The 18102-nt window shown below is 69.3% G+C and carries 14 protein-coding genes; 9 read left to right on the top strand and 5 right to left on the bottom strand.

The features are described from left to right. Positions 1-162: 162 nt before the first annotated feature. The 4 genes from Ari01nite_RS12205 to Ari01nite_RS12190 all read left to right on the top strand — a co-directional run bounded on the left by Ari01nite_RS12205 (position 163) and on the right by Ari01nite_RS12190 (position 6993). Positions 163-2727 carry a putative bifunctional diguanylate cyclase/phosphodiesterase gene (locus Ari01nite_RS12205; RefSeq protein ID WP_203781300.1) on the top strand — a complete coding sequence of 855 codons (2565 nt, stop codon included), beginning with the start codon at positions 163-165 and terminating at the stop codon, positions 2725-2727. Between the two features lie 80 nt (positions 2728-2807). After that, positions 2808-4439 (top strand): glucose-6-phosphate isomerase, encoded by a 1632-nt coding sequence (pgi, locus tag Ari01nite_RS12200; protein WP_203781299.1) that lies wholly within the window; start codon positions 2808-2810, stop codon positions 4437-4439. A gap of 33 nt (positions 4440-4472) precedes the next feature. Continuing rightward, positions 4473-5558: a winged helix DNA-binding domain-containing protein gene (locus tag Ari01nite_RS12195; protein ID WP_203781298.1), complete on the top strand. Its 1086-nt coding sequence runs from the start codon at positions 4473-4475 to the stop codon at positions 5556-5558. 64 nt (positions 5559-5622) lie between these two features. After that, positions 5623-6993, top strand: a complete 1371-nt coding sequence (locus Ari01nite_RS12190) for a carbohydrate-binding protein (protein ID WP_203781297.1) — start codon at positions 5623-5625, stop codon at positions 6991-6993. Positions 6994-7223: 230 nt separating this feature from the next. On the opposite strand, the gene Ari01nite_RS12185 is transcribed toward Ari01nite_RS12190, so the two are convergent. Next, positions 7224-8192 (bottom strand): FAD-dependent oxidoreductase, encoded by a 969-nt coding sequence (locus Ari01nite_RS12185; protein ID WP_203781296.1) that lies wholly within the window; start codon positions 8190-8192, stop codon positions 7224-7226. 295 nt (positions 8193-8487) lie between these two features. On the opposite strand from Ari01nite_RS12185, the gene Ari01nite_RS12180 reads away from it, so the two are divergent. Together Ari01nite_RS12180 and Ari01nite_RS12175 are read left to right on the top strand one after the other, a co-directional pair. Next, on the top strand, positions 8488-9426 hold the full coding sequence (locus Ari01nite_RS12180) for an SCO2521 family protein (RefSeq protein WP_203781295.1): 939 nt from the start codon (positions 8488-8490) through the stop codon (positions 9424-9426). After that, entirely contained in the window at positions 9423-10376 is a 954-nt protein-coding gene (locus Ari01nite_RS12175) for a DUF6879 family protein (protein WP_203781294.1), read from the top strand. Before Ari01nite_RS12180 ends, Ari01nite_RS12175 begins: the two co-directional genes overlap by 4 nt. On the opposite strand, the gene Ari01nite_RS12170 is transcribed toward Ari01nite_RS12175, so the two are convergent. Genes Ari01nite_RS12170 through Ari01nite_RS12155 form a run of 4 tightly spaced genes read right to left on the bottom strand, consistent with a single transcriptional unit; the run spans position 10361 to position 14936 of the window. Continuing rightward, on the bottom strand, positions 10361-11317 hold the full coding sequence (locus Ari01nite_RS12170) for an SCO2522 family protein (RefSeq protein WP_203781293.1): 957 nt from the start codon (positions 11315-11317) through the stop codon (positions 10361-10363). The genes Ari01nite_RS12175 and Ari01nite_RS12170 overlap by 16 nt on opposite strands. Beyond that, a complete protein-coding gene (locus tag Ari01nite_RS12165) occupies positions 11314-12234 on the bottom strand; it encodes an SCO2523 family variant P-loop protein (RefSeq protein WP_203781292.1) in 921 nt (306 codons plus the stop codon). The genes Ari01nite_RS12170 and Ari01nite_RS12165 overlap by 4 nt, the downstream gene beginning before the upstream one ends. Before the next feature lies 1 nt (position 12235). After that, complete coding sequence (locus tag Ari01nite_RS12160) at positions 12236-14110, bottom strand: SCO2524 family protein (protein ID WP_203781291.1); 1875 nt, start codon at positions 14108-14110, stop codon at positions 12236-12238. Positions 14111-14153: 43 nt separating this feature from the next. After that, positions 14154-14936, bottom strand: a complete 783-nt coding sequence (locus tag Ari01nite_RS12155; protein WP_203781290.1) for an SCO2525 family SAM-dependent methyltransferase — start codon at positions 14934-14936, stop codon at positions 14154-14156. Positions 14937-15621: 685 nt separating this feature from the next. Here Ari01nite_RS12155 and Ari01nite_RS12150 point away from each other — a divergent pair. The 3 genes from Ari01nite_RS12150 to Ari01nite_RS12140 all read left to right on the top strand — a co-directional run bounded on the left by Ari01nite_RS12150 (position 15622) and on the right by Ari01nite_RS12140 (position 18081). Further along, entirely contained in the window at positions 15622-16719 is a 1098-nt protein-coding gene (locus Ari01nite_RS12150; protein ID WP_203781289.1) for an LLM class flavin-dependent oxidoreductase, read from the top strand. Further along, positions 16716-17330, top strand: coding sequence for an FMN reductase (locus tag Ari01nite_RS12145; RefSeq protein WP_203781288.1), 615 nt, complete (start codon positions 16716-16718; stop codon positions 17328-17330). Before Ari01nite_RS12150 ends, Ari01nite_RS12145 begins: the two co-directional genes overlap by 4 nt. A gap of 187 nt (positions 17331-17517) precedes the next feature. Beyond that, a complete protein-coding gene (locus tag Ari01nite_RS12140) occupies positions 17518-18081 on the top strand; it encodes a histidine phosphatase family protein (RefSeq protein WP_203781287.1) in 564 nt (187 codons plus the stop codon). The last annotated feature ends 21 nt before the right edge of the window (positions 18082-18102 follow it).

Raw genomic sequence — 18102 nt, 5'->3', positions numbered from 1 at the left:
GACAAGAAGGATAAGAAAAAGAAGAAGTGACTTCGCTCGGGGCAGCCGGTCCGTTTCGCCGGCCGCCCCGAACTTCTCAACTGGTAATGACCGCATCCGATTTTTCTGCCGACGGCGTGCGAGGGGCACGCAGGAAACCGCGACCGGGGGAGGGGCGGACTGATGACCGTCAGGCGCCCGACCGCGACCGCGCTCCTGCTGGTGGCCTTGACCGCCGTTGCGCTGGCGGCGACCGCCGGCACCCCGGTGACCGCCGCCGCGACCACCGTGGCCGCCCTCGGAGCTGCCGCGGCCTGTCTGGTCCGGGCCGGCCGGCGACGCGGCCGGATGCGGGTGGCTTGGGCTTCGCTCGGGCTGGGTGCCTTCGCCGGCGGCATTTTCGGCGGTACGCCGCACCAGCCCGGCGCCGGATATCTGGTGATGATCCCGCTGGTCGCGGCCGGACTCTTCCTGGTACCGGCGCCGCCGCGGTCGATCGCCGACCACATCCGCGGCCTGATCGACACGGTGCTGGTCGCGCTGTCGCTGATCGCCCTGAGCTTCTACCTGGTCCTCGAGCCCTACCTGCACGGCGGCTCGCCGCCACTGCGCTTCCCGCTCGGCGACGTCGTGCTCGGCACCGTCGCCCTCGTCGGCATGTCCTGGCTGCGCCGCGGCATGCCGGACATCCGCCCGCTCACCATCGCCGCGTCCGGTCTGCTGATCATCGCGGTCGGCGACAGCGTGGGCTACGCCGGCTACGACGTGGCCGGCGGCGCCGCCTGGTTCGCCGGTTTCGCCGCGCTGCTGGTGGCCGCCGTCAGCCCGCCCGGTCCGGCTGCCGAACCGGCCCAGGACGAGCTGCGCATGCTCACCGTGCTGCTGCCGTACGTGGTGGTCACGGTAGGCCTGGTGGTCGGCATCATCCACCTCGGCACGGGCGGGCCGCCGAGCGGCTTCGGCACCTGGACCAGGTCGTTGTCGATCCTGCTGATCGTGGCCCGCCAGGCGATCCTGGTGCTGGAAAACCGCGGCCTCACCCACCGCCTGGAGCTGCGGGTCACGGCCCGGGCCGCCGAACTGCACGACCGCGAGCAGCGCTACCGGGCCCTGGTCGAGCAGAGCACCGACTCGCAGGCCATCCTCGAGCGGGACTCCACCATCCGCTACCAGAGCGACTCGGTCGAGCGCATCTTCGGATACGACGTGGCGATGCTGCAGGGCAGGCGCCTCATCGAGCTGGTCGGCCGCCGGGCCGGTGCCCGCATCGAGGCGGCCATCGAGGAGGTGGCCGACACCCCCGGCGCCACCACGGTCTTCGAGGTCATGCTGTCGCACGCCGACGGCCAGCGGCGGCTGGCCGAGATGACCGTGACCAACCTGCTCGACGACCCGTACGTGCAGGGTCTGGTCTTCAACACCCGGGACATCAGCGAGGCGCACGAGCTGCAGGACCGCCTGCGGTACGAGGCGTACCACGACGCGTTGACCGGGCTGGCCAACCGGGCCGGCTTCCGGGAGCGGCTGGCCGAGGCGGCCGGCCGCGACCGGGTGGCCATCCTGTTCCTCGACCTGGACGGCTTCAAGGAGATCAACGACAGCCTCGGCCACGACGCCGGCGACCACCTGCTGGTCCGGGTCGCCGAGCGGCTGCGTGCCGTGCTGCCCGAGCCGCAGACCGTGGCCCGGCTGGGCGGCGACGAGTTCGCGGTGATCGTCGAGTCGGAGCAGGCGGTGGCGGACGCCGAGTTGCTCGCGATCGCGATCCTGGCCGCGCTGGCCGAACCGATCCTGGTGGACGGCCGGGAACTGCACGTGGGCGCCGCCATCGGCATCGCCGCGGCGGCCGACGCCGGCGACACGGAGCAGCTCCAGCGCAACGCCGACCTGGCCATGTACCGGGCCAAGGACGCCGGCGGGGGCGGCTACGCCACGTACCACCCCGGCATGCACGACGCGCTGGTGCAGCGCCTCGAGCTGGCCGCCGACCTGCGGCTCGCGCTGGAGCGCGACGAGCTGGTGCTGCACTACCAGCCCACGGTCGACCTGAGGACCGGCCGGATCATCGGTTTCGAGGCCCTGGTCCGCTGGCACCACCCGACCCGCGGGCTGGTGCCGCCGCTGGAGTTCATCGGTGTCGCCGAGGCCACCGGCCTGATCGTGCCGCTGGGCCGCTGGGTGCTGACCGAGGCCTGCCGCCAGACGGTCGAGTGGGGCCGCCCGCTCAAGATGGCGGTCAACGTCTCGGTCCGCCAGTTCGACGCCGGCGACCTGGCCGAGACGGTCGCCGAGGTGCTGGCCGCCACCGGCATGCCGCCGGATCAGCTGTGCCTGGAGATGACCGAGAGCGTCCTGCTCACCGACACCGACGAAAACCTGTCCCGGCTGATCAGCCTCAAGGCCCTGGGCGTGCTGCTGGCCATGGACGACTTCGGCACCGGCTACTCGTCGCTGGCCTACCTGCGCCGCTTCCCGATGGACGTCCTCAAGATCGACCGCTCCTTCGTCGACCGCCTGGGCGGCGAGAGCGAGGACGAGGCCCTGGTCCGCACAATCGTGCGGCTGGCGCAGCGCTTCGGCATGTTCACGGTCGCCGAGGGCATCGAGGAGACGGTCCAGCTGGCCGCGCTGCGCGAGATGGGCTGCGACTTCGCCCAGGGCTACCTGCTGTCCAGGCCGCTGCCGGCCGCCGACGCGACGACCCTGCTGGAAACCGGCGTGCCGTTCGGAATCCCGATGACCACGTAGCGGTTGAACTGCTCGGTGGCCGCCACCGTTTCATGCCACGATGAGGACGAGAGTCCGGGTTCGAGCGAGAGACAAGGCCAATGAGCGAACACGTTTCCGACAGCGCCGAATGGCAGGTCCTTCAAGGCCACGCGGAGAAGTTCTCGGCGGTGCACCTGCGCGAGTTGTTCGGCAGTGAGCCGGGTCGCGGCGAGCGCCTCACCGCGACGGTGGCCGACCTGACGGTCGACTACAGCAAGAACCTGGTCACCGACGAGGTGCTGACCGCGCTGATCGCGCTGGGCGAAAAGGCGAAGCTGCGCGAGCGGATCGCGGCCATGTTCGCCGGCGAGCACATCAACGTCACCGAGGATCGCGCCGTGCTGCACACGGCGCTGCGGCTGCCCCGTACGGCCAAATTGGTTGTTGATGGGCAGGACGTGGTGGCCGATGTGCACGAGGTGCTCGGCCGGATGGGTGCGTTCAGCGACAAGGTGCGCTCGGGGGAGTGGAAGGGGCACACCGGCCAGCGCATCAGGACGATCGTCAACATCGGCATCGGTGGGTCCGACCTCGGACCGGTGATGGCGTACGAGGCACTTCAGGCGTACAAGTCCCGGGAAATTCAGTGCCGGTTCGTCTCCAACATCGACCCGACCGATCTCCATCTGAAGACGCACGACCTCGACCCGGCGACCACGCTGTTCGTGGTGGTGTCCAAGACCTTCACCACCCAGGAGACGCTGACCAACGCCAAGGAGGCGCGCTCCTGGCTGCTCCAGGGCCTCGGCGGCGACCAGGCGGCGGTGGCCAAGCACTTCGTCGCGGTGAGCACGAACGCGCAGAAGGTCGCCGACTTCGGCATCGACACCGACAACATGTTCGGCTTCTGGGACTGGGTGGGCGGACGGTACTCGCTGCCCTCGGCGGTCGGCCTGTCCGTCATGATCGCGATCGGCAAGGAGCAGTTCGCCGAGCTGCTCGGTGGCTACCACGCCGTCGACGAGCACTTCCGCACCGCGCCGCTGGAGAGCAACGTGCCGGCGCTGCTCGGCCTGATCAACGTCTGGTATGACACGTTCCTGGGTGCCCAGTCGCACGCCATTCTGCCGTACTCGCAATACCTGCACCGCTTCGCCGCATATCTCCAGCAGCTCACGATGGAGAGCAACGGCAAGTCGGTACGCCTGGACGGCAGTCCCGTGTCGTTCCAGACCGGCGAGGTGTTCTGGGGCGAGCCCGGCACCAACGGCCAGCACGCCTTCTACCAGCTGATCCACCAGGGCACCAAGCTGATCCCGGCGGACTTCATCGGGTTCGCGCAGCCCAACCACGACATCGGCGAGATGCACGACCTGTTCATGTCCAACTTCCTGGCGCAGACCAGGGCGCTGGCGTTCGGCCGTACGCTCGACGAGGTCGAGGCGGAGGGCGCCGACAAGAAGGTGGCGCCGCACCGGGTCATGCAGGGCAACCACCCGACCACCACGATCGTGGCCGAGAAGCTCACCCCCGCGGTGCTGGGCCAGCTGATCGCGCTGTACGAGCACATCACGTTCACCCAGGGCACCGTCTGGCAGATCAACTCGTTCGACCAGTGGGGCGTCGAGCTGGGCAAGGTGATGGCCAACCAGCTGGCGCCGAAGCTGACCGCCCCGGGCGCGGCGGCCGGCGACGACGACTCGTCGACCAACAGCCTGGTGCAGTGGTACCGGACGGCCCGCGGCCGCTGATTCCTGTCGTACCCCCGCCCTAGGGTCTAGCCCATGGACACGCGCACGGCCCTGGGGCTGCGGATGACGAGCCTGCTCCTGCGTGGCGGCGGGCCCTCGACGGTCGCCGAGATCGTCGAGTGGTTCGGCGCCATGCAGGCGCAAGAGATCAACAGCGGCCTGTGGTCACTGGGTGCGCGGCTGCCCGGCCGCACGCTCGACGAGGTCAACGCCGCTCTCGAGCGCCGCGAGGCGATCCGCACCTGGCCGATGCGCGGCACCGTGCACTGGGTGCCGCCCGCCGACGCTCGCTGGATGCTCGAGGTGATGGGCGTGCGCACGCTGGCCGGTGCCTGGAAACGCCGCGACACGCTGGGCATCGACGAAAAGACGGCGGACCGCTCGGTCGAGATCCTCGCCTCCGCCCTGGCGGGCGGCGGCCGCCTGACGCGATCCGAGTGCATGGCCGCGCTGGTCGAGGGCGGCATTCCGGTGACCGGCCAGATGGGTTACCACCTGCTGTGGTACGCGGCGCAGCGCGGTGTCACGGTGATCGCGCCGCACGTGGGCAAGGAGCAGACGTTCGTGCTGCTCGACGAGTGGGTCCCGGAGCAGCGCAGGCCGACCCGCGAGGAGGCGCTGGCCCTGATCGCGCAGCGCTATTTCCGCAGTCACGGCCCGGCCACCCGGGCCGATTTCGGCCGCTGGACCGGACTGACCATGACCGACTGCAAGATCGGCGTGGCGGCCGCGGGCGACGCGCTGACCACGGTGGACGTCGACGGGCTCGAGATGCTGGCCGCGCCGGAGGTGCTCGACGCGGCGCCGGCGGCGGAGGGGGAGTGGCTGGCGCTGCCCGGCTTCGACGAATACCTGCTGGGTTATAAAGACCGGGCCATGATGGCCGACGCCACCCAGCTGGCGGCGGTGATCCCGGGCGGCAACGGGGTGTTCCAGTCCACCCTGGTCCGCGACGGCCGGGTGGCCGCGACCTGGAAACGCACCCTGGGCCGCAAAGCGGTCACCGTCACCGTCCACCCGCTGATCGACTTCACTCCCGCCGACCACTGCCGGGCCGCCGAGGCGCTTGAGCCGTACGCCGCCTACCTGGGCCTCCCGCTTATTGTTAAGAACCCTTGATATTTACGGGAGTGAGCGCCACTATGTGGGTGTCGCGGGTCACTTTCGGATTCAGGGAGTCGAGATGGGTGTCCGACGTCGGGTGCTGGCGCTGGTCGCCGGGGTGGCGGTGACAGCGGGGGCTGTGGTCGTGGTCGCGGGTGGTGAGCTGGCGGCTGTCGCTGCGGTGACGTGTTCGAGCACGGTGTGGGCCGAGGGCGTGACCTATCCGGCCGGGCAGCAGGTGACGTACGGCGGGCGGCTCTATCAGGCGCTGGTGACGCACACGGCGCATCCGGGCGCCGGCTGGAATCCGGCGGCGACGCCGTCGCTGTGGCGTGACCTGGGCGCGTGCACGGGCGGCCCGACCGGTCCTACCACGCCACCGACGACCGCTCCGACGTCGCCGCCCACCACGCCGCCGACCACCCGCCCGACGACCCCGCCCACCACGCCGCCGACGACCCAGCCCACCACCTCGCCGACTCCCACGCCGACCGGGGCGACCTGCGCGGTCAAATCGCGGCCGGCGGGCAAGGTGCTTCAGGGCTATTGGGAGAACTGGGACGGCGCGGCCAACGGCGTCCACCCCGGACTCGGCTGGATCCCGATCAACGACAGCCGCATCCTCCAGCACGGCTACAACGTGATCGCCGCGGCCTTCCCGGTGATCCGGTCCGACGGCACGGTGCTCTGGGAGAACGGCATGGACGCCGGCGTCCGGGTGTCCACCCCCGCCGAGATGTGCGCGGCCAAGGCGGCCGGCGCCACCATCGTGATGTCGATCGGCGGCGCCACCGCGGGCATCGACCTGAGCTCCAGTGCCGTCGCCGACCGCTTCGTGGCCACCATCGTGCCGATCCTGCGCCAGTACAACTTCGACGGCATCGACATCGACATCGAGACCGGCCTGACCGGCAGCGGCAACATCAACACCCTGTCCACCTCGCAGGCCAACCTGATCCGCATCATCGACGGCGTGCTGGCCGCGATGCCGTCCAACTTCGGCCTCACCATGGCACCCGAGACGGCCTACGTGACCGGCGGCAGCGTGGTCTACGGCTCGATCTGGGGCGCCTACCTCCCGATCATCAAGAAATACGCCGACAACGGCCGCCTGTGGTGGCTCAACGTCCAGTACTACAACGGCAGCATGTACGGCTGCGCCGGCGATTCCTACCCGGCCGGCACCGTCCAGGGCTTCACGGTCCAGACCCAGTGCCTCAACAACGGCCTCACGATCCAGGGCACCACGATCCGCGTCCCGTACGACAAGCAGGTCCCCGGCCTACCCGCCCAACAGGGCGCCGGCGGCGGCTACCTGACCCCGGCCCTGGTCACCCAGGCTTACCAGAGCGTCCCCGCCATCAAGGGCCTGATGACCTGGTCGCTCAACTGGGACGGCTCCCGCGGCTGGACCTTCGGCGACAACGTGAAACGCCTCCAGGGCCGCTGACCCGGTACCAACCGGCCCGGCCCCGGCGCGGGGTTGCAGACTGTGATGGGCTGCGATCGTTTCGTGCGCAGTGTCGGACGGAGTACCCCACCCTCCCGTCCGCACGGAGCTTTCGCCGCCCGGGGATCATGGCGCCACCACCACCCGAAACGGTGGCCGGCCAGCCAAGATCTCCGGGCGCGGACGGGTCCGGAGTCGCACGGGCCTCGACTCTTGAAGCTGTCTGGCGGTCAGGCTCCCAGAATGTGCCGGACGATTTCCGCCGCCTCGTCGGCGCATCCCCAGGAGAGGCTGACGCCGGCGCCGCTGTGTCCGTAGTTGTGGACGATGTGCCGGTCGCCGAGATTTTCGTGTTCGAGTCGCACCTCGGGGCGCGACGGGCGGATCCCGGTGCGGTGTCCGAGCACCTCGGCGTCGCGGATGGCCGGGAAGATCTGGCTGCACCGCTGCACGATGGCCGTGGCTATCTGTGCGTCCGGCAGCGGCTCGGCCTCGCCCTTCTCGGCGCTGCCGCCCAGCAGCAGCACGTCACCCTGCGGCAGCAGGTAGGTCATCTCGCCCAGTTCGTCGGTGTGCTCGGCGAAAAAATCGATCAACCCCGGATTGCGTACGGCGACCAGCTGCCCCCGGATCGGCTGCACCTCGGGATCGGGCACCAGTTCCCGCGCGCCCACCCCGCTGCAGTTGACCACCACCGGCGCGTCCGCGAACGCGTCGCCCAGACTCTGCAGCCGTTCCCCGAAGATCAGCTCGCCGTGCGCCGCGATCAGCCTCGCCTGGAGTTCGTGCAGGTACGGCGGCATGTCGATGATCGGGGCCGTGTAGTGCCATCCGCTCGCGAACCCGTCCGGCAACTCGGCGGGATCGCACTCGCGGTAGCCGGGCAGGCCGACCGCCCAGGCCGGTGACGGAATGGCGACACGTGAGGCCTCCACGCCGTCGATCACCCGTACCCCTGGGAAATCCTGACGAGCCAGGTCGTTGAACTCGTCGTAGGAGCGGGCGGCCCACTGCTCGACGCGGGCATGCTTGGCGTAGATCGGATCCCAGATCGCCCCCGCGGCCGCCGAACTGCTCTCCCACGGCTCCTGCTCGGCCCGGATGCGGACCCGCATCCCGCTCTCGGCCAGGCACACGCCGGTGGTCAGGCCGGAGACACCGGCACCGACGATGAGCACATCAGGGAGACGGTAGGCCACCTTCCGAAGTTAACGGCGATCGATCCGCCGATGTCGGGGCGTGAGAATTTCTCCGGCGACTGCGGCTTTTCGCGCCCTGACCTTGTCTCCTGCCACAATGGATGGTAGGCAGTACTACTCACCGTCCGTGCATGATCACGCACGGTGTTGCAATCTGCGGGCCTATGGGTTCCAATCGAACGGCTGGCGTCATGCGGCAAGGGAACGCGCCGCCGGGAGCAACGGTCAACGCCGACCCCGCACTGAGTGCGTCCTCCCCGGCGCCCCTGCGCCGTCGGAGATGGGGGTCCTTGACGTGCTCATCGTCGGTGAGGTCCACACCGGCCTGCTACGCGGCCGTGACCCGATGAGCGCCCGCGAGGCCGCCCTGCTGGTCGACCTGGTGGCCGGCGAGCCCGTGCTGCGCCTGGAACGACCGCGGTCCTATGTGCGTTCTCCCGAGCGCCCGGTCGGCGTCGACTGCCCGCTCGGTGCGGCCCCGCCAGCGCGCCAGGTCCGCGGCATCGGCACCGTCCTGCAACGGGCCGCGATCACCGGCGGTCACGTCGTGCAGGGCACCGCCTGGGCACGCCTGGCACGTGCCACCGGCAGTGCGCGCCAGCCCTGGTCGCACTACCTGGCCCGGCCCGGCGTCATCGAGGCCGTGGGCCGGGTCCAGGCCGCCGATCTGGCCGCCGCGTTCGCCGCGCCCGTGCGGGCGCCGAGCGCGCTCGACCTCGGCGATGTCGCCGGGCGGGCATCCGACGTGGTGCAGAGCGCCGTTCCGGACGACGGCAGGTCCCGCGAGCGGCTGCGCCTGCCGCGCACGAAACTGCGGTTCGTGGTGGAGCAGGCCGAGGCGGCCGGGACACCGCGGCTCACCGTGCACGACGACCAGTTGCGCGTGGTGCGCGTCGGCCTGCCCGCCGGTGCCGAGCCGCGGCTGCTGGTGGCGTTCGGCGAGGATCTTGCCCTGCACGACTGGTTGCTCACCTCGGTGATCGGCATCGTCGAGCGGGCCGAGATCGGTGCCCTGCCGAGAGACGAGTCGCTGCGTCGCCTGCGTCCGGCCGTCGATTATCTGCTGCACCTGTGGCTGCCCGGCGGGCGCGGCGGCGAGCTGGCCGAGCAGTTGTGGGAGACGCTGGAACGGCGGTCCGCGCTCAGCCGGCAGTGGGCCCTGCTGCGCGATCGCATCCGCGACCAGTTCGCGCTCGGCGCGGTGGCGGCGTTGTCGGCGGCGATGCCGCAGTGAGCACCGTGGCGCGCCAGGTCGGGGAGGGCTCCGGCGTCATTCGCACGGCGCTGGTCACGGTCGCCACCGGTGGCACGACGTTCCTCATCACCAACGGGCTCAACCAGCCGCTGTCGACCTGCATCACGCTGTCGGTCCTGATCGGTGGCATCGTGCTCATGGTTCGTTTCCTGGTCGAGTTCGAGAAGCGGCTGGCCGCCGTCGAAAAGCTGGAGAAGGACGGCATGGCCGACATGAAGAAGCTGGTCGGCGACGCGTTCGCCGAGATCAGCGAGGCCACCGCGCTGTTCGGCCAGATCGAGGCCTCGGCCCTGCAGACCGACCTGGTCACGCAGCTGGTGCGCAACTCGACGTACATCTCGCCGCATTCCCCGCCGATCGTCTACCAGTTCGTCCAGGCGAAGATCAAAGAGACGTCGGACTTCCTCAAGCAGCTTGCCGAGGGCGGCACGGTCACCTACTACGGCGAGGACCGCGACTGGCTGCTCGGCCTGACCCGGCATGCCACCCTGAGCGTCGACGCGATCAGCCTCGCGGCGGTCGACCACGGCCTCTGGCACAGCGAGATCGGCCAGCGTTACCTCGACGCCCAGCGGCGTGCCGCGCGGGCCGGCAAACGGGTCCGGCGCATCTTCGTGCTCGACAAGCCGGAGATGGAATACGATCCCGCGCTGCGGCAAGCCTACGAGGAACAGCGGCAGATGGCGATCGACGTGCGGCTGCTCGACCGGTCGGCGGTGCCCACCCCGCTCCAGGTGCAGCTGCGCGACCTGATCGTGTTCGACGACATTCTGGCGTACGAGACCACACCCACCATCAACGAACCGCAACTGGCGCAGGTGGCCGAGACCCGCCTGGTCTTGAACGACGCCCGGGTCAAGGAGTGCGCGCAGCTGTTCCGCGAACTGTGGGACGTCTCCCGCGAACTGGACGGTCAGAGAAAGGCGTAACCGATCCGGTCGAGCGTCTCCTCGGGCAGGGTGAGGCCCTCGCCGCGGGCCCGGTCCCGGACCTGTGCGGCCGCGCCCGGGTCGATCGTCACGTTGCCGAGGATCGTGCGCACGGCCAGCTCGATGGGCAGGAAACGGGCGTCCATCGCGGTGAAGGTGCGGTAGGCGTGGAAGGGTGCCGCGTCCGGGTTCAGCCGGACGATCGGCGGCATCAGCTCCCACTCCGCCGGCAGCGCGGCCGGTGGCAGGGAAACCGGCTCGGTGACCGGCTCGCCCAGGTGGCGCAGCAGGCCGAGACGCTGCAACTGCCAGACCGCGGCCAGGAACGGGCAGGACCACAGCCGGTCGTCGTCCGGGCCGCTCCACAGCTCGATGTCCACAAAGATCGAGTGGTTCTGCACGGCGCTCTGCCGGGGTGGCCGCCACTGCCACGGCGCGGCCATCGCCGACGCGGACGCGGCGGGGGAGCGCTGCCCGTTGGTGAGCCAGCCGGACACCGTGGCTGCCGGCCGCCCGTTCGAGCCCTCGGCCGGCTCGTCCACCAGGTGGTCCTGTACCAGCCGGGCCACGTCGACGTTGCCGGCGCGTGCGCAGCCCGACTCGCGGGCCACGTAGTCGATCGTCAGGCCGGCCGCACCGGCGGCCGCCACCAGCGAGGTGACCACGTCCCGCGGGGTCGAGAACCGGGTGAAGTAGTCGTCGATCAGGAAGCAGGTGCTGATCCGGGGACGCCCGCGGGGCAGCGACTCCCGGGCCTGCCGTACGGCGGTCTCGGCCCACGGGCGCACCCGGTCGAACTGGTGCCGCAGGCGGGACTCGCCCGCCAGGAAGTCGTCCATGTAGAGGTGACCCAGCTCGAGCGAGAGGTGCGACAGGGCCACCGACCGGACCGCGGCGGCCGGTGCACCTAGTTCGCTCGCCAGGTCGTCGGCGGTCGTCACAGACCGACCCAGGCGTTCTCGTCGACGATCTTCTTGGACAGCTCCTCGAACGCGGCGACCGTGCGCTCGTTGGCGGTGCGGTGCAGCCACACGTCGTCGTTGGAGATCAGCTGTTCCTGCCACTGGAGTACCGGGTCGAGCGGCACCTCGCCGATCATGTTGAGCCGTCCGACGCCCTTGCGGGCCGCCAGATCCTGCAACCGCCGGTTGCACACGTCGAGCCAGGCCAGCTGCTCGGGCCGCAGGCCGGCCTGATCGGGCGACGACGGATCCAGCACCGCGGTGCGCACGTACCGGATCGACTCGCTCAATTTGTCCCGGTCGTGGCCCAGGCCGACCCCGGTTTCGAGGATGCCGTGCTTGCCGTGCACCAGCCCGCCGGCGGCGACGATGTGCTGCCTGGTCCACCGGTGGAAGACCAGCCAGCGGGCCGGCACCGCGCGCAGTGCCGGATGGACGGTGGCGGTGAGCACGATCTCGGTCGCGTACGAGCGGCCGGCACTCAGGTCGACCAGGATCAGCTCGTACTCCTCGTCGAGCCGTTGAAACAGCCGGACGCACCGGTCCACGATGCCGGGCGCCGAGCTGAACTCGCTGCCGCCGGCGTCGCCCGGCACCAGCGTCAGCCGTCCCGCGCCGGCTGGTCGGCTGCGCAGCGCCTCCCGCTGCGAATCGGCCCACACGTTGATCTTCCGCGGCTCAGGGTCGCCGTGGACCAGATAGCTGTGCAGGCCGGCGCCGTCCTCGACGCCGGCCAGCGCCTCGGGCAGATCGAAGATCGCGCCGGAGGTGGGGGAGCCGAAGTCGAAGTCGACGTAGCACGAGTCGTACCCCTGAAGAGCGTGCCGATAAGCCAGGTTTCCGCTGGTCACCGATCTGCCGGTGCCCCCCTTGTCGGAGGTCGCGAAGATCAGCATCTCAGGTCACCCCGCTGTCGGCCTGGCGGGCCGCGGAGAGCCGGTCGAGCTTGCGCAGCACCTCCTCGGTCACCGCCACGGCGACGCCGGGTTGCTCCCGCCGCACGGCCCGGGCGCGCCGCAGTTCGGTGCCGATCCGATCCAGCTCGACCCGGAGCGTCTCGCCGCGGGTCGTGGTGCCGTTGAGCAGCTCGCGGTCGTACAGGTGGTCGGCCTCGTTGAGCAGGTCCGCCGCGATCTGGGTCAGCAGCCCACTGCGCAGCGGCGGATCGTTGATCAGGCGCGCCGCCACGACCAGGCAGTCGACCACTCGCTTCGTGTAGTACCAGGACACATCCCGCGCCTCGTCAGGCAGGTATTTGTAGGCGCCGGCCGGTCTGTCCCAGAGACCGTGGTCGTCGCCCTCGCGCAACACCCGGTCCTGCAGGTGATCCCAGATGGCGTCGGCCAGATCGAGCAGCCGGCCGCGGATCACGCCGTCGTCCACCATGCTCGCCAGCGTCAGCGAGCGCCGGAACAGCGTGGGGGCGATGTCGGCGACCGTCCACGCCAGTCGCGAGCTGCCGATGTTCTCGCTGCCCTCGAGCGGGAAGTGCAGACCCGGATAGTGCACGGCGATCGCGGTTTCGGGTTCGGTCGACCGGCGGGTGATCCGGCTGCGGTTGGCGAGTTCCTCGAGGACCTCGGAGACCCGGCGCAGTTCGGTGGTCGACGCCCGTACGGCCTGCATGTTCTGGATGACGATGCCGCCGACCAGCAGGCTGAAATAGTCGAACTCGATGCCGTCGGTGGTGCGCCACGGCAGATCTTCCAGCGGCCAGCGACCGGACCCGAAGGTGGCGATCGCCGCCCAGTAGGAACGGGTCAGCTCGAAACGCAACTGCAGCGACTGCGCGAGACGGGCCTGCTCGGTGTCGAGCAGGCCGAGAAGCCGGGTGCGCTCCGAGGAAAGCGCCTGGATGGCGTCCATCGCCACGGTCGTGAAGTAGAGGTACGGCGCGTTCTGCGCCACGCCGGTCCGCTGCTCGCCGATGGCGGCGGTGGTCTCGATCTCGGGTGCCTCCCGCACCACGCCCCACGACCAGCCACACTCGAAAAGCCGGTTGGGGTTGTCGAGCTCGCTGCCCTCGGCGGCACCGGAACCGATGGTGACGTCGTCCCGGAGCCGGGCGTTGATCTCTCGCAGCGCCTCGCGCAACTCGTCGACCACCTGGTGGGTGGGGCGTCGCTCCTGGTTGACCGTACGCAGCAACTCGCGACCCGGCACGCTGTCGGCGGTGAACACGTTGACGGCGAAGCTGCGCAGCAGACCGGCCATCGCCGCCGACAGCCGCACGTTGGCCGCCCGCTCCAGTGCCTCCACCTGCTTCAGAAGCGTCGGCCGCGTCACCACCTGACGGAAAATCTTGGTGAACCCGATGGTCGCCAGCATCAGCGTCACCGAGATCGAGAACGAGTCCACCACGTCCAGATCGAGCTGCTCCTGCTTGATCTCCGCCTTGATCTCCGTGGCCCCGTCGCCGTCCTTACCCTCGTCGAGGGAGAAGTACGAGTTGCCGGAGAAGAGCGGCGTGCCGTCCCGGTCGGTGTAGCGCTCGATGTAACGGGACAGCGCCCGCAACAACCGCTGCGGGATCTGCAGGTTGTCGCCGACGGCCCGCAACGTGTCCAACACGTCGTTCGCCACCGCGTCGGGCCGGTCCAGCCGGAACAGCGGAATCTCGGTAGCCGGGGCCATGATGCACAGCAACTGCTCCGCGTCACTGATGGAGTTGCTGCCGCTGCGCCCGCCCGGAAACCACTCACCGTCGTGATAGGACACTCGCGCTGTGGCGCGCCAGATGTCAAGAAGTTGTTGGCGTGGCTGAATCTGCATGGGTGCGCCGTCACCTACCCGTCCGTGGGCCAGTGTGGGAGCGCTACTTCTTCCTGCCGGTGGCCACCATCATCCCGCCGTAGCCCTCGCGGAGGTCGTTGCTCTCCACCATCACAATGTCTACGTTGCGTGCAACTGGTGCAAGGGCCTTCCGGACGTCCTCCTCGGTGATCGAGCAGGCGGGGAATCTCTGATTGCCCACAATGTAACCGGACGAGTCGCGCATGAACGCGGCGGCGAACGGCGCGTTCCGCTTCAGCGAGTTGACGAACTGCCGGGTGGCGCGCTGGAACTCGTCGGTGCGAGTGGTGATCGACTCGGCGACGAAGAACATGGTGCCCAGGTCGTACTCGTCGGCAGCGAGGTTGAACACGTTCCCGCGCACCACGCGGGCGAGGCGGTGAAGCATGTCCAGCGGATCGTTGATCTTCGCGTAGGTATCCCGGCCGGCCGAGATCGCATCCCAGAACTGCTTCCAGGAGCTCTGGGGTTTGTCGAGCTCGCGCGTGAGCCACTGGCGGTTGGTGAAGGCTCTCTCGAAGAGAGTCACTCGTGAGGAGTACGGCAGCATGGTGAGGGCGGGGTAGAGATTCGTGCCGCTGCCGACGTCGATCGCGCGCCCGACCCGATGCGGGGGGAACGTGGACTGGAAGTATCCGGCGATGATCTCGATGATCCGGGCGTCGTCCGGGCGGAGCTCGCCGTAGTTGTGCTCGAAGTAGGCCGCCGAGTCAAAATCGTCCCATTCCACGTCTGCGTTGCCGACGATCGGCGGCAGCACGACACCGGTGTTCGTCGACGTGGGATGCGGATCGGTCTCGGCCACGGGTTGTCCTTCCAGCGTTCAGCAGCGGACACGGTCGGCGGCGGTCGAACGCGGGAAGCTGCCGGACGGGGCCAGCTCCTCAACTGTAGGCCGCGGGGTTGTCACTCCGCAGCCCTCCAGATGTCCGCCTTTGCAGGGTTGCACATTAAGACACGGGCTCGTGTCGATGGACATCCCCCCTGTGTCTACCGATACGCCTTGGCGGCCGGTTCCGGATGAATATCCGACACTTTCATTCGATCTTCAGGACGAAATATTCCTGTCCCGTACGTTCTGCGCCGTCTGCCCCACGTCATCACCCGCGCCGTGGTAGCCCTCGCGTGCCGGAATTAGGGTTTAGCCATTCGAGGCGTCCTTCGCGGCCGCCCACAGCTCCTCGAACCGCTCCTTACGCCTCGTCACCAACTGCGGATTCACGACCAGGGCGTCCGTGTCTCCACTTTGATCTGCTTGGTGACGTTAGTCAGGAGGTATGTCAGGCCACCCGCGATGCTGGTGACCACTACCTTGATCAGGATCTGCACGTGTCATCTCTGGGCTACGTGACGATCCATCGCAGTGGATGACCGTACGGTGACGCAACGCTGAGTGTGACGGCCGCCGCAGACACGGGTTCTTTGAATTTGAAATATTTGACGGGTCAAAGAGGTTGAGCGTGGCAGTACACACGCGAAGGAGAAGCGCCATGCAGTTCGGGATCTTCAGTGTCAGTGACATCACCACCGACCCGACCACCGGGCGCGCGCCGGCCGAGCACGAGCGCATCAAGAACATCGTGACGATCGCCAAGCACGCCGAGGCGGTCGGTCTCGACGTCTTTGCGCTCGGCGAGCACCACAACGAGCCGTTCTTCTCCTCCTCGCCGACCACCACGCTCGGCTTCATCGCGGCGCAGACCGACCGGCTGCTGCTCAGCACCGCGACCACCCTGATCACCACGAACGACCCGGTGAAGATCGCCGAGGACTACGCGATGCTGCAGCACCTCGCGGACGGCCGGGTCGACCTGATGATGGGGCGCGGCAACACCGGGCCGGTCTACCCCTGGTTCGGCAAGGACATCCGGGCCGGCATCCCGCTGGCTATCGAGAACTACGCGCTGCTGCACAAGCTGTGGCGCGAGCACGTGGTCGACTGGCAGGGCAAGTTCCGTACGCCTCTGCAGTCCTTCACCTCGACGCCGCGCCCGCTCGACGGAGTCCCGCCGTTCGTCTGGCACGGCTCGATCCGCAGCCCGGAGATCGCCGAGCAGGCCGCCTACTACGGTGACGGCTTCTTCGCCAACCACATCTTCTGGCCCAAGGAGCACACCCAGCGCATGGTCGGCCTGTACCGGGAGCGCTTCGCCCACTACGGCCACGGCGACCCCGACCAGGCGATCGTCGGTCTCGGCGGTCAGGTGTTCATGCGCAAGAACAGCCAGGACGCGGTCAGCGAGTTCCGGCCGTACTTCGACAACGCCCCGGTCTACGGCCACGGCCCGAGCCTCGAGGATTTCAGCAGCGAGACCCCGCTCACCGTGGGCAGCCCGCAGCAGGTGATCGACCGGACCCTGGGCTTCCGCGACTACGTCGGCGACTACCAGCGGCAACTCTTCCTCGTCGACCACGCCGGCCTTCCGCTCAAGACGGTTCTCGAGCAGTTGGACCTGCTCGGCGGCGAGGTGGTACCCGTACTGCGTAAGGAATTTGCCGCTCTGAAGCCGGCGCATGTCCCCGACGCACCCACCCACGCGTCGCTGCTGGCTGCGAAGCAGCAGGAGCAGGAAGAGGTCAAGGCATGAAGCAGCGCACCGTAGCCGTCGTCTCCGCGGGCCTGAGCCAGCCGTCCGCCACCCGGTTGCTGGCCGACCAACTGGCCGCCGGGGTGGTGGCCCAGGCCGAGGAGCAGGGCGTCGCCGTCACGATCCAGCTGATCGAGCTGCGTGACCTGGCCCACGACATCGCCAATCACCTGCTCACCGGCTTCCCGCCGGCGCCGCTCAAGGAGGCCCTGCGCCAGGTCGCGGCCGCCGACGCCCTGATCGCCGTGACGCCGATCTTCACCGCCAGCTACAGCGGCCTGTTCAAGTCGTTCTTCGACGTGCTGGACAGGGACGCGTTGCTGGACAAGCCGGTCCTGATCGCCGCCACGGCCGGCACCGCGCGGCACTCGCTGGCCCTGGACCACGCGTTGCGCCCGATGTTCGCGTACCTGCGCGCGGTGGTCCTGCCCACGGCGGTCTTCGCCGCGAGCGACGACTGGGGCGCCGACTCGTCCGACGGCCTCCTGCGCACCCGCGTCACCCGCGCCGCCGCCGAACTGTCCCGCGAACTCGACCGCCGCGATCCCGCCCCGCCGGCCGACCCGTTCGCGCTGACCACCTCGTTCGAAGATCTTTTAAAAGCCCAATAGGGTACGCGCGACGCCCGGTCCCGTGGCGGCCGGCGACCTCCCCGGCGCCACCGGGCCGTCGGGCCCGACCGGCCCGGCAGGGAGCCGGCCGCCCCCGGCTGCGGCTCATGTGCCACATCCGGCCCCTCAGGCCGCGACGCGGCTCAAACGCGCTGCGCCCAGCACCCGCAGGCCGGACGATGGACACATGGCCGAAATAGTCCTGATCCGCCACGGCGAGACCGAGTGGAGCGCCGCCGGCCGCCACACCTCGTACACCGACCTGGAATTGACTGAAAACGGCGAATTCCAGGCTCGCGCAGCCGGCGAGCGACTGAAGGACCGAAACTTCGCCGCCGTGATCTCCAGCCCCCGCCGCCGCGCCCTGAGAACAGCCGACCTGGCCGGATTGACGGTAACTGAAACCACCGAAGATCTGGCCGAGTGGAACTACGGCAAGTACGAGGGCATAACCACCCTCACCATCCACGAGTCAGACCCGGGCTGGTGGCTGTGGCGCGACGGCGCCCCCGAAGGCGAGTCCCCCGACCAGGTAGCGGCCAGGCTGGACCGGGCCTTGGCCCACGCCCGGACTTTCCTGCCCCGCGGCGACGTAGCACTGATAGCCCACGGCCACTCGCTACGCGCGGCAGGTGCCCGCTGGCTGGGCCTACCGGTCGAATACGGCGGCCGCCTACGCTTGGGCACAGCCACCATCTCCACCTTGAGCTTCGAACACGGCCGCGAGGCAATAGCCACCTGGAACGCCTGACCCTCCGCCGCCCGGCCCTGC

The organism is Paractinoplanes rishiriensis (genome assembly GCF_016862375.1).
Lineage (GTDB): Bacteria > Actinomycetota > Actinomycetes > Mycobacteriales > Micromonosporaceae > Actinoplanes > Actinoplanes rishiriensis.
The sequence above is the reverse complement of the archived record's forward strand: the minus strand, read 5'-3'. Positions and strand labels throughout refer to the sequence as shown.

What these genes read in the sequence shown, in the direction of transcription:
- Ari01nite_RS12205 (WP_203781300.1), top strand. Translation starts at nt 163, where the DNA reads ATGACCGTCAGGCGCCCGACCGCGACCGCGCTCCTGCTGGTGGCCTTG.
- pgi (WP_203781299.1), top strand. Translation starts at nt 2,808, where the DNA reads ATGAGCGAACACGTTTCCGACAGCGCCGAATGGCAGGTCCTTCAAGGC.
- Ari01nite_RS12195 (WP_203781298.1), top strand. Translation starts at nt 4,473, where the DNA reads ATGGACACGCGCACGGCCCTGGGGCTGCGGATGACGAGCCTGCTCCTG.
- Ari01nite_RS12190 (WP_203781297.1), top strand. Translation starts at nt 5,623, where the DNA reads ATGGGTGTCCGACGTCGGGTGCTGGCGCTGGTCGCCGGGGTGGCGGTG.
- Ari01nite_RS12165 (WP_203781292.1), bottom strand. Translation starts at nt 12,234, where the DNA reads ATGCTGATCTTCGCGACCTCCGACAAGGGGGGCACCGGCAGATCGGTG.
- Ari01nite_RS12160 (WP_203781291.1), bottom strand. Translation starts at nt 14,110, where the DNA reads ATGCAGATTCAGCCACGCCAACAACTTCTTGACATCTGGCGCGCCACA.
- Ari01nite_RS12150 (WP_203781289.1), top strand. Translation starts at nt 15,622, where the DNA reads ATGCAGTTCGGGATCTTCAGTGTCAGTGACATCACCACCGACCCGACC.
- Ari01nite_RS12145 (WP_203781288.1), top strand. Translation starts at nt 16,716, where the DNA reads ATGAAGCAGCGCACCGTAGCCGTCGTCTCCGCGGGCCTGAGCCAGCCG.
- Ari01nite_RS12140 (WP_203781287.1), top strand. Translation starts at nt 17,518, where the DNA reads ATGGCCGAAATAGTCCTGATCCGCCACGGCGAGACCGAGTGGAGCGCC.